Genomic DNA, 12623 nt, shown 5'->3' with positions numbered 1-12623 from the left:
GAAAAAGACATCTAAAATCGTACTACAATTTCTTTTCATAGTAGACAATAACCGCGAATGAAATAAATAACAGAGTTGTATACAAGATTGAGAATGCCGCCCCAATCCACAAAAGGGTTCCGATTTTAAAAATTGCCCATAAAATAATGAACAACAGCGATAAAACAAAAATCATGTTATACGCAATTTTACCAATCATGGCATCAACTGATTTATCGATTAACTGATTACGTTCATCTTTTTCCTCAAGGTCATGTTCCTTCAATCCCTTTTTGGAAAAAGTGATATAGAATTGGTAACCCGCAATCAAAAAAGAACAAATAATAAAGAAGAGTGATTTCCCTAACTCTAACCAATCAAAAGTATTCGTGAAGGTTAAATTCGTTGTCCAAATTGTTGAAATTCCAATAATTGTAAAGAATATTCCGGTAATAAAATGACGATAACTATAAATTTTCATCTTAACTTTCCTCCAATGCTAAGTTTTCTTTTAGCTGAAATAAGTCTTCAATTCGACAATCGAATAATAAACTCAATCGATAAGCCAACATAATCGACGGTTTATACTTCCCTTTTTCAAGTGAAATAATGGTCCGACTTGAAACCTGGACTTTTTCAGCTAACTGCTCCTGAGTTAAATCAAGTTGTGTCCTGTATTGTTTAATTTTATTTCGCATGTTTGTTACCTCTCAGTATGAAATGAACTTCATGTGAAGTTAGCTTCATAATATAATTCTTTTTATTTGAAGTCAATAAAAAAAACCTTCTGGTTGGAAGGTTCTTGAGAGTAATTATTATATTTTTTTCAATCTATTTGGAGAACAGGATCCTTCTAAAACGAAATATCAAACTGATACTCAATATCCTTCTCCGCATCAATTTGATAGTCAGACTCAACATCACTGCCCCAACTGTCAATGCCACCCACGCCTCGAACGGCACCAAGAATAGATAGAACAGTTCGATGTTTGGCTGGTAATTCACTATGATGGGTCGCATTTTCTAATTCTTCAGCTGTATAAGGTAAACACGAAAACGCAATAGGTTGATTGACTGCACTAAATTTCAGTCCAGTTTCTGGTACTTGTCGAATACGATTATCTAAAACTGCTTGACGATAGACAGTCACCCAATCCGTTTGCATATGCATCCCACAATCTTGTGGTACCAGGTAAGGCGTTACCGGTAAACCTTGAACATCGTATTGACCGGGTATACCGCCTGCCATGCGATCCGGATATGTTTCACCAGAAAGGCCTTGGTAAGAGAAACGCGTTGCCGTCGTTGGCATAATAAATCGTAACCCAAAGACAGGTAAAGATGGTAATCCTTTTTGTCCTTTATAAGCAACTGCGACATTCATCTTACCGGTTGGCTCAACCGTATAGGTCACCGTCACCTGCGTTTCTGGTACAGTCGTCGTGAGGTAAGTGTAACTTATCTCAACTTTTTCGGCGACTTCATGGTCAGTATAACGATTATTTTCAGGTGCAATGGGTAAGTCAATCGGTTGTCCATTAATGGCAACAGACACTGATTGGTTATGACTAAACTGATCGGCGCCCAACCACATTGCAGATTTCACTGGAAACTTATTACCGCGATCATTATCGGTAGTCGCTCGCCAAAAAGTTGGTTTAGGTGAACGATATAGCCACTCTTTGCCTTGAATTCTAAAAGATTCTGGACCACCCGTTTGGTAAGAGAAGATATAATGGAAATCGTCTCCTTTCAATCCAAGCGTCACATCCCCATAAATTACGGCTAACTGCTTATTTGTCTGTGCCATAGTAGTATTTCACCTCCTGCATAGCTGGTTTTTCTTCACGCGTTGCAAAAACAAGTCCATCACCTGAAAATTCATAATCAGATGGGCGATCATCAAAATCGCCACCATAACGTAACTCAGATTGTCCCGTTACTGGGTCTTCAACCAACAGTCCCTGATCAATAAAGTCCCAAATAAACCCACCTTGGTATGACTCATACTGTTGCAATAAATCAATATAAGATTTCATTCCGCCTAGTGAATTCCCCATATCATGCATATATTCGCACAAAATAAATGGTTTCTTTGGTGAGTTGTCTAAATAAGCTTTAATTTCATCTGGTGTTGCATACATCCGACTTTCAACATCCGAAATCGTGTCCTTATACTCAGTTGCACGGAAAACACCTTCGTAATGAACTAATCGTGTTGCATCTCGTTGTTTATAGTAAGCATTCATTTTTTCTAGCACGCTACCGGCATATGATTCATTGCCTAACGACCAGAACAAGACTGAGGGATGATTTTTAAAAAGTTCAAAATTACTTTTAGCACGATCTAAAACAGCTGGTTCCCACTCATTCATTGAACCAGGAACATTCCAAGAAGGTTCAACCGCACCCATTTTCTGCCATGAGCCATGTGATTCCAAGTTCGTTTCAGCCATCATATAAATACCGGCTTGGTCACAACGATCATAGAAAGATAACCGATCCGGATAATGTGATGTCCGGACTGCATTAATGTTATTACGTAACATGGCGTCAACATCCCATGCCTCATCAGCATCAGAAATTGTCCGTCCCGTTTTAGGATTCCATTCGTGTCGGTTAACACCATTAATAATTAAACGCTCACCATTCAATAACATTACGCGATCTTTAATCTCAATTTTCCGGAAACCGAATAATTGTTGAATCACCTCAATAACTTGGCCCTCATCAGTCATAATTTCTAATTGTAACGTATATAAATAAGGGCGTTCATTTTGCCAGGCAACAACTGGCTGTTCCAAATCGTAGTGTTGCTCAACGGTTGGCGCACTCGTTAATTCATCACTAAATAACAGATTTTCTTGATCTTTAAACGTGACGCGTACTCGTCGTGTTGCACCACTAAAATGCAGTTGTAAATTTAATTGTCCCGTTTGTTGGTTAACATCATATTCAGGAATAACCCATAAGTCATCTAAATGGGTTTCCGGTTGCGCTAATAAAGTCACATCTCGGAAAATTCCGAAGAAACGGAAAAAGTCTTGATCTTCAATAAAGGCTGCAGAACTTCGTTTATGAACCTCCACCGCTAAATGGTTATCTTCCGCTTTTAAATAAGGCGTCAGATCAAATTCGGATGGTGTGAAACTATCTTCTGCATAACCTAAGAAGTGACCATTTAACCAAACATACATTGCCTGTTCGACTCCCGAGAAGCGAATAATAACGCGTTTATTTTGCAGTGCGGGATCCAAATCAAAGTGCTGCAAATACGAGCCGACCGGATTATATTCTGCAGCGCTGAACATCCCCGTGAAATGATCTTGATTAAATTCCGAAAAAGCGGGTCGTCGATATTCATGACCTTCCCACGGATACATCGTATTTATATAATGGAATTGATCATAACCCGCCAATTCGATATGCTGCGGAACCGTAATTTGATCAAACTGTTCCGCATCAAAATCTGTCTGAAAGAAATTTTTTGGCCGGCTTGCTGCATTTGGACTATAACTAAATTGCCATGTTCCGTTCAAAGATTGTTCAAATGAACTCTTCTGTAGTGCCATCTCAGCTTCCGTAGCGTAGTAACGGTGATCACTATGAGCCGGTAACTGGCCCTCTCGGAAAACTGCTGGTGAATCTAACCATTCAATCTCTGGAATCATTTTATTTAACCCCCATTTAGTCTTTTTAAAACGCTTTCATATTTGAAGTATAATTGTTTCCACGAGGGATGTCAAAACGGGTATCGTACGATTACCGACAAAAAAATAAGACTACCAAAGTAGCCAAATTTTCTAATCTGCAAGTAACCAACTTTCGTCCAGATTCTTATTTTTCCGAAAAGCTTTACCATGTTCATCAATCACCGCATGCCATTCACGACACAAGTTTAGTGGGACCTTCTCAGCAGCTTCCGTAAAATCAATCTGCATTTTTTTGTAAGATTTGTATTCGCCAAAACCTAGGCGGCCAAACAAACGCATTGCGTATTGATCTGCGATGAAGACATTGCGGCCAAACGTATATAATAATATGTCATCTGCCGTTTCCGGTCCAATACCTTTAATTGCCAATAATTCTTGACGTAAATCTGTCGTCGTTATTTCTTCAAAATCAGCAAAATCTGCTCCGTGTCCAGCGAACCAGTTAATTAAATTTTTAATATAGGCACTTTTTTGTTTGTAAAATCCTGCCGATCGAATGCGCTCTTGTAAGTCTTCAATGTCCATTGACTGAAGTTGCTCAACCGTTAAATAACCGTCTAGTTTAACCATCGCCTTCTCCACATTGACACCAGTAGATTGTTGGATAAGAATCATCGTCACCCAATCAGAAATTGGATTTTCATTTGACCACCAGTATTGTGGGCCGTAATGGTCTGATAACCGGTTAAGCACTTTAATTATATCTTTATCTGTTTTCATTAAAGGTCTCCTTGACGTATTTAGATGGGCTAAGTTTATCATATTGGCATCAACCTAACTATCGATTACACCTAAATTTATTGCAAAAAAATAGCCCAGATATTATCTGAACTATTCTCCCTACAACTATTTAAATATTTTAGGACCTTTACGCATTTTAGTGCGATCATTTCGAGCAGTTGCCTTCTTGTTGAAGTTACCACCGTCAGTTTGTTTCTTTTTAATAATTTCTAACATTTTTTCTCTGTCTGTCTTTGCTTTATCAGCCATTGGTGTATCCTCCTTGCTCTCGTAATTAACAATTTTTTCAAAGTTAAAGATTCTTCTACTGAATAAATGCCTTCAAATAAAGTCGATTCTTGAATCATCAACTTCTAGGTCTCTTTCAATTTTGTATGCATTACTTACTGACATACAATCAAATAACGATGCTTGTAACAGTATATCATTATGACTCACTTTATATCAATAGAAGCGTTAAATAGCTAAGGTTTAGCTTTCAAATACATCGTTTAATTTCAACAAATTTCGTCCCCACTGACTCAACAAATTCCTTATCGTGATCAATGATTAGCATTGGTGGTTGAAACGTCATAATGACATCTTGAATTTGTTGTCGCGTGATCACGTCCAAATAATTAAGTGGTTCATCCCAAATATATAAATCGGCCGGTTCAACTAATGAGCGACTTAACGCTACTTTTCGCTTCTGCCCCATACTCATTTGGCTAATATCTTTCGTAAATTCATCCCGTTCGAAGCCTAATTTTCTTAACATATCTAATAATAACGAATATGAAACAGCCTTTTCTGCGGCAAAATCTTGTAATGAGCCAGATAGTCCATCAAAATCTTGCGGCAACCAACTGACTTTTAAAGGCGCTGCTAGTTGCCGTTGTCCTTGATAATCTAAATGATTCAAAATAGCTGAAACAACACTAGATTTACCAGATCCATTCTCACCTTGAATAACAAGTCGCTCCGTTGATTTCACTTTAAAAGAGACGGGATTATTGACTGCTATTTCCTTTCGTAAGGCCGATAAATCAATAACTTCTAATAATGATTTTCCTGACGAGATACGCTTAAAATTCAAGGTTAAAGGTTCTGCCACATCGATATTCTTAAGGAGCGACTGTTTTTCTTCTACTGCTTTGTTGGCTCTTTTTTTGATACTTAATGCACGTTTCATCGATTTCGCGGACTTGTGACTAATAAATCCACGGTCGACTGCACTGGAGACTTTGGCTTCCGTTTGATTAGCCCAACCCGTTTTTTTCTGAGATGCACTTTCTAACCGTTTAATATCGCGCTGTAATTTTTCTTTTTCATTAAGCTCCCAGTTATTACGCGCCGTATTTTCTTCATCCCATGTTCGGTAATTTCCTTTAAACTGGCTAATCTTAGCTCGGTCAATGGAAATAACATGGTCGATAATGGCATTTAAAAAATATCGGTCATGACTAATTAAGATAAAACCTGATTTTTGTCTTAAATAGTCAGAAATAACCTGGCGTCCAGTTTCATCTAAATGATTCGTTGGTTCGTCAATTAGTTGAAACTTACCTTCGCCCACAAACAAACTAGCTAACAATATCTTCGTTTTTTGTCCCGGACTTAATTGGTTAAACGGTTCTGCCAGAATACTTTCAGGCAAACCCAACTTATCTAATTCAATTAAAATCTGCCACTGATCGTAATCTTCTAAACCTGTCACACGCCTAATAACTAACCAGACGGATTCTTCCGGTTTTTCAACAGTTTGAGGGAAGTATTGAAATTCTAAATCGGTTCTAATTTTCCCTTGATACTGCAGTTGGTTCTGTAAAATTCTAAATAAGGTCGTCTTTCCACGACCATTTCTACCAATCAACCCTAACTTCCAACTCGCGTCTAACTGTAAATCAACTCGGTTAAAAATTGGTGTTAACTGACCATCATATTGAAAACTTAATTGTTCAATTTGTATTGTTCCTATGGTAATTACCTCATTTCTTTGTGAGGTCGACCATTGGCCCATTCAACTTGGGTCCACAAAAAAAGAGCATACAGTTATATGCTCTTCAATCGTTACGCATCAAAAAATGGTTCTTTAAGATGTGAAAAAGAATTGAAATTGCAAACCGTTTGAATAGCCAACCCGCATAAAAGGACACACTTCGCCCCATGCTTGGCCGACAGATATTCGATTAACGATTTGTATTTTTCAATGTTCTTCACACTCCCTGTTTATTAATTGTTTATAGATTATCATTTTAACATAAACGTTCCAGATATCAAAACATCTTTTCAGATCCGAAAACCATATTTTCTGTTTTAGAATTTTTATAATTATAACGAATACTTATATTTAGTTCATATATTATCAAGACTAGTCACTAGTCACTAGTCAACTCTATAATAAACTTCTGATTTTTGTACTGATGTCGCATTATTCTGTGTCATTACCGCTATAATTTTATCTTGATTACGGTTTCCTTCCTGCAAGTCTCCCATTGTCCCCTTCGGTAGGAAGGACACATACTCTACGGCGCCTGGTATACGACTAGCCATCGATAGTCCCTCTTTGGATTCACTAACTTTTAATTGTTGGTCATACGATTTTACTTTAACATCACTAAAACCATATGTTGTTAATTTTGGTGTTCCATCCGGTAAATTCATTTCTGGAATATCAATCTTCAATCCTTCAACGCTTCCACCTTGATTAACGCCCGTAATATCAGTAAATTTCATTATATCAGTTGTAACACTAATTTTTTTACCACGTCCGTTTTTCCATTCTCCCTTAATACTTGAATAATCTCCCTCCTGAATTTGTTTCGTATTCATTTCTGAGATGTCATTGGAGCGCCCACTTGTGTTCTGTTCATCAATACTGCTACTGTTAATTCTTTCAAAAACCTGTACGTAATTGCTACCGCTTGAACGAATAATAAAACGGTCTTTTGAATTATCGATAACCGTTGGCACGTCCGGTCCCCAATCCGATTCGGTCATTTCTATCCCCCTAGGATAGAAAGATAAATTATATGCTGTTGCCCCAACCGAAGAATTTGTCGTCAATACGCCTCCTTCTTCTTTAAATGCTACTGATCCAGTCTGGTCGTTAGCCGTTATATGCTCTCCGCTAAATTTCATAAATCCGTCTGAAATTTGATTCTTCGATATGGTCAACTGATGAGTCCCGCCCACAGACCATTTGTCACCTGCTCCGTCATGACGATTAGCAGACGTGGCAACCTCTTTCCAATTGCCTAATAAACTTGTGTAATCTCCTTGCTTAATCTTTGAAAAATCCATTGTTTGATCTGGTTGTTCATTTACTTTCGTTGATGCGGATTCTGACTTTTGGTCTGACTCGCTATCCGATTTGTTAAGTTGTTTATCATAAGATTTCCTCAAAGTAGTTACTTTTGATTTGAAATTATTAAGTTCTTTTTTATCGTAAACAGTCACATCTTGTATCTCTAATCTTTTAGAAAGTACCTTTAATGAATTTACCTTCATCGTGATATTTCTAGTTGATGCTTTAGAAAGATTTGTAATCTTACTCTCTTCATACGTTGTCTCATTTTTATCTTTCAGTAATTTTCTAGCTTGATAAATTGAATCATCATAACGTTTTATGACTTTTTTATTTTTTTCTGTTCCTTTTTTGTACTCGTCTGACTCTTTAATCAATTTTTCTAATTCTTTAAATTGCTTACTTTCATTCTTTTCTTTTTCAAAAGCTACTGACTCTTTATCTATTCCTTTTAACTGTTCCTCTATCTTTGGCCCATTATCTTGCTTCTGATTATATATGTAAAATGTACCACCCAAAATAATTATAATTGATACAATCCATACAACTTTTTTGTTCTTCATTCCTATTACCTCCGTAATTTATTGACTCCCACGAGCACGTTAGGCCTTCGTTAACCATCCGTCTACTAACACCTCACATTTATACTAATAGCCTATGGTGTTAATAACAACACAATGAAATTATGTTACGTATCTTTTTTAAATAAGCGATCAATGATTTGTTAACTGAGGTGACCCCTCAGCATTGGACGTGTGTAATGTGCACTCCCAAATTAAAGGGGACAGAAGAAGCACTACCAACCTGCATCATGCCTCTTCACAGAAATCTCTACTTTATATTTACCCGCTTATTTTAACTTCCTAGATTTATAATTTGTCGATCTACATTTTTCCACGTACAAAAAATTAATTTATCATTATTCGTTTTTTATCTGTTTTTTCTTTTAATACTCTGTACATCGTTCTTCCCCTTGCTTCAATAATATTATCAACTTTAATAATATTCGCTTCAAGATCTTTAATATCAAAATCAGTAGAGCTCTAATCTGTCAAATGAATTAACTGCCTCTTACCATTGCCTCTTTAAGAGAATTAATTGTGATTGGACCATTTGTATTAGTAGTCTTTTTCAATGGCAGAACTCCAAAATTGCTTAATTGATAGCTATCTTTTTACATTCCAGACATTTACGAATCGACGTTTCTTCATGTTAATTTGGATACCTATCATGCATATTATTTCCTAGCATATATTTATCAATAATTTTATTGATTTCATTTTTCTCTTCATCAGGAACTTCATCTATTATTGAACCATATACGCTGCCCGCTAAGACAAGCAGTTCTATACGTATCTAGTGTTTCTCCACTCGTTCTCCAATCAATAAAGTTTTTTTATTCCATATATTGATATTCTTTACGATATATCATAAATATTTCTTTATAAATTTTCAACATTGAAGGAGTCAAACGTGTGAATACTGAAATTATATCGTATTGCTTTTTCCTCACCCAAATTAATAAGATCTTTTATACATCCTATATATATTTGTCCATTTTAATTCCTCATATATTTCAAGGCTTATCCTAGTACGTACACCAGTATTTCTTGAATTTCCTTGAAAATTTTTATAAATTCTAAATGTTAATCTGTAATTGTTTTTATTTCATTTTTAAATTTTTCTCTAATCTCAGGATTTTTAGGATCCAATGTTTCTCCATTTAAAGTTACATATACATCAATGTTGGGACTATATAATCCCGTTTTACGTTTTTCTATTAATTCCTCTGTCTCCCCAAGCGTTTTTAAAATATAATAGCCAACCGCTGGGCTCCTACTTGCTCCTTTTTGACAATGAACTACAAAATCCCTATCCGCATATTTTTCGATAAATTTATCGATTTGTATTTTTTCATCATCTGAAAATCTATGGTGTCCTACAACATCTGTTTCCCCATAAAGATAATCCTCGAAGCCTAGATATAAAACATCATCAAATAATTTATCTCTAATATCTCTAACTGGAGCTTCAGTACTAATCCTGATAGCAACCATATTTTCCTTTGGGGGTTTATATTCTGATAAATATTTTTCTCGACTCATAATTGTAACTCTCATATCTATTTCTTCTTTCTATATTTGATTTAGTATTTTTATTATTAACAATTTCATTACACAAATGAGAAAAAATATACTTTCTAAAAATCGAAAAATCACAAATACACCAACCGTCAATTCACTAAAAGCGGTTATCTTGAAATTTTTTCCTTACAAAATTATTTCTTTATTTCTAATTAGATAATAATTATTATCTCAATTTATGTTTACGCCGCCTAATATTAACAATATTTTCATTTACAAGTTTTAAAATCAAAAATTAAAGTTACATATTTTAAAAACAAGAACCGCTATATATATTTAACATGACATCTCTCTTTCATTGATTATACATAATACCTGTTCAATACTAATTGGCCTGTACCCAATCATATCTACACCCACATTCATTGCATTTATCCCCAATATATTTTTAAAATAATCAGTTTTCATATTATGAACGTGCCCATATAGATGAATTGCGCGTTCATAATATCCATCCCATTCTATTATTGGATAATGAAATAAAACAAATTTTCGATTATCGAATTCAAAAGAATAATAATCCTTTATCCATTCAAATTGTGAATCATCAAAATTGGTATCGTTCAAATATTCTTCATGATTTCCTTTAATAAGATATTTTTTTCCATTTAATTGCTTCAATATTTTAGTTGCCCATCGACTGGATTCCATAAACAAAAAATCTCCGAGTATATAAATATCATCATCTGATTTAACAGTTTTATTCCAATTACTTATTAATTGTTTATTCATGTCTTCAATGTTATCAAATGGACGGCGACTAAATCCAATTATATCCTTATGGCAAAAGTGTGTATCAGCGATAAAATATTTCATGATTTTATATCCCGTTCTTTAAATTTTATAATATTTACTAATTTTAACAAAAAAACTCAAAACATATGTCGTTCTACGTATATATACACCACTACGCCAAATATCGATTCCACCCATATCGCGACGTACTACCGGTAACTCCTCATCCGCGCAAGGTAAGAAAGTAAACGCAAGTTATCGATCAACTTCATTAAGATTCCAATTAGTTTCGGGTACCTGCACGCTTATCTGAAACTGATTGAGAGACTAAATTATATTTTCTTAACTGTTCCCTTTCACATTTAAAGTTCTGTTTTAAAGCCTTTTCCCATCACTATTATAAATATAATACTTATTTTCAAACTCTTGTAAAGCTTTAACCCGTTCATCAAATGACCAGCATTGATTACCAGAATCAATAAAACATTTTATTTTATTTGTTCCGTTATCAATTTCATTTATCATTCCATCTTCAGTAATAACTTGTCTTTCACCATAATTATTAACATAAAGTAATCCACCGTGTCTAATTTGAAAAAAATCACTCAATTTGGCAATTTCATCTTCAATAGGAAACTTAATATATAATTCATTGCAGTGCATCTCGACACTATAAACGTCAAATTCGTTACCCGTTAATATTTGCCAATTCTGCCAGTCATTATTTTTATTTTTTGTACGTATTTCAAAAACATGATGACCGCTTCTTTCTTTTCTTATCGTTTCACAAAACATAAACCCATGAGGAAGTTTTTCAATTAATCTCCCATTATCCTCAACCACTGTAAAATTATACGGATCAATACTTCGTTCAATCTCTTTATTATCTAATCTATAATATATTCCTGCAGTAAATATTTTCCAACCAGAATCTTCAGGTTCTTTTTCCCCAAAATAACAAAAATGTAACATTTTATTAGTTAATATCATACTTAGTTCCCCTTTCAAATTTAAATTTATTTATTTTTAATTTTAGGTACGGAACGCGTAACTACCAATTTCACATTAATTTTATAAATCCACTTTTAACATTTTAATCATATTTTTTTATCACAACTTCATTCCAATTATCATTATCATCTTTTTCAAAACTAGTGTATATCTTATTTTTTGTATCATATTTAAGCAATGGAATTCTTCCAGACACTACAGTTGCTCCATCAATAAAAAAATGTGAGTTATCATAAAAAATTTTTCCCAAAAAAGATATATCATTGGCGACAAGATAGGAGAAGCTGTGTCCTGCTACTATATCTTTAGAAAAAGATATGTTTTTCCCTTCTGGTCGCTTCCAAGTGAAATCTTCAGGAGGAGTGGATGTCTTCCAAATATTTGGTAATTCAACAATTCCAGCATGAACGTAAATTTGTTGACTAGTTTCATAGTAAAAATTATTCCGTTTATCCCATAACCAACTTAGTAATTCTTCATGATTTCTTTTTAATGAATCCTTAAAAAAGGAACTCATTCTTTCATAGCTATGCCCTGTTATCGCTTTTTTTAGCAACTCTTTAAATTCATCATTTGAAGTAAAAAAACTTTTTGTTGTCCTTAGTTCCGAATCATCACTGATCCACTGTAATAAATCATCTCCAAACATAAAATCAAGAAACATCTGATCATGATTCCCGATAAGTACTTCTACTTGATCAGGATATTTTTCTTCTAATTTTTTAATGTAACCAAGAACCTCAAAACTACTTGGGCCTCTATCTATATAATCGCCGCAAAAGATAAGTTTATTCGTGCTATCCGTCTTCAAATCAACTAAACTCAATGTGTCCTTCATCTCATCATAAAATCCATGAATATCACTTATAGCATATATTTTTGACATTCTGGTATCCTCCCAGACATTTCTATTTTATTATAAATATAGAACTACCTATATAAATTCACTTTCTATTCAAATAAATAGTATTGCATCCTATTAAAAAATTATCCCTCCAGAGTACTCTCTAGCTA

The 12623-nt window shown here is 34.5% G+C and carries 12 protein-coding genes; all 12 read right to left on the bottom strand.

Annotated features, from left to right (window positions below):
* Positions 1–22: 22 nt before the first annotated feature.
* The gene (locus N0K73_RS03480; protein WP_112250616.1) at positions 23–460 is read right to left on the bottom strand and encodes a hypothetical protein; all 438 of its coding nucleotides are present in this window, start codon (positions 458–460) and stop codon (positions 23–25) included.
* A gap of 1 nt (position 461) precedes the next feature.
* Positions 462–677, bottom strand: coding sequence for a helix-turn-helix transcriptional regulator (locus tag N0K73_RS03475; protein ID WP_057974599.1), 216 nt, complete (start codon positions 675–677; stop codon positions 462–464).
* Positions 678–832: 155 nt separating this feature from the next.
* Positions 833–1789 (bottom strand): beta-galactosidase small subunit, encoded by a 957-nt coding sequence (locus tag N0K73_RS03470; RefSeq protein WP_112250618.1) that lies wholly within the window; start codon positions 1787–1789, stop codon positions 833–835.
* The gene (locus tag N0K73_RS03465; protein WP_112250620.1) at positions 1773–3650 is read right to left on the bottom strand and encodes a glycoside hydrolase family 2 TIM barrel-domain containing protein; all 1878 of its coding nucleotides are present in this window, start codon (positions 3648–3650) and stop codon (positions 1773–1775) included. The genes N0K73_RS03470 and N0K73_RS03465 overlap by 17 nt, the downstream gene beginning before the upstream one ends.
* Positions 3651–3782: 132 nt before the next feature.
* Entirely contained in the window at positions 3783–4412 is a 630-nt protein-coding gene (locus N0K73_RS03460) for an endonuclease III domain-containing protein (protein ID WP_112250622.1), read from the bottom strand.
* 126 nt (positions 4413–4538) lie between these two features.
* The gene (locus tag N0K73_RS03455) at positions 4539–4682 is read right to left on the bottom strand and encodes a hypothetical protein (protein WP_057974603.1); all 144 of its coding nucleotides are present in this window, start codon (positions 4680–4682) and stop codon (positions 4539–4541) included.
* 229 nt (positions 4683–4911) lie between these two features.
* Positions 4912–6432: a ribosomal protection-like ABC-F family protein gene (abc-f, locus tag N0K73_RS03450; protein WP_225416495.1), complete on the bottom strand. Its 1521-nt coding sequence runs from the start codon at positions 6430–6432 to the stop codon at positions 4912–4914.
* A gap of 365 nt (positions 6433–6797) precedes the next feature.
* Positions 6798–8282: a DUF6287 domain-containing protein gene (locus N0K73_RS03445; RefSeq protein ID WP_112250624.1), complete on the bottom strand. Its 1485-nt coding sequence runs from the start codon at positions 8280–8282 to the stop codon at positions 6798–6800.
* Positions 8283–9365: 1083 nt separating this feature from the next.
* A complete protein-coding gene (locus N0K73_RS03440; protein ID WP_146744983.1) occupies positions 9366–9824 on the bottom strand; it encodes a protein-tyrosine phosphatase family protein in 459 nt (152 codons plus the stop codon).
* A gap of 315 nt (positions 9825–10139) precedes the next feature.
* Positions 10140–10679: a metallophosphoesterase gene (locus N0K73_RS03435; RefSeq protein WP_112250628.1), complete on the bottom strand. Its 540-nt coding sequence runs from the start codon at positions 10677–10679 to the stop codon at positions 10140–10142.
* Positions 10680–10973: 294 nt separating this feature from the next.
* A complete protein-coding gene (locus N0K73_RS03430) occupies positions 10974–11588 on the bottom strand; it encodes a hypothetical protein (protein ID WP_112250630.1) in 615 nt (204 codons plus the stop codon).
* Positions 11589–11691: 103 nt separating this feature from the next.
* Complete coding sequence (locus N0K73_RS03425; protein ID WP_112250632.1) at positions 11692–12495, bottom strand: metallophosphoesterase; 804 nt, start codon at positions 12493–12495, stop codon at positions 11692–11694.
* Positions 12496–12623 lie beyond the last annotated feature (128 nt).

Origin of the sequence: Dellaglioa algida, assembly GCF_030127605.1 — a bacterium.
GTDB classification, from domain to species: Bacteria; Bacillota; Bacilli; order Lactobacillales; family Lactobacillaceae; genus Dellaglioa; species Dellaglioa algida.
The sequence above is the reverse complement of the archived record's forward strand: the minus strand, read 5'-3'. Positions and strand labels throughout refer to the sequence as shown.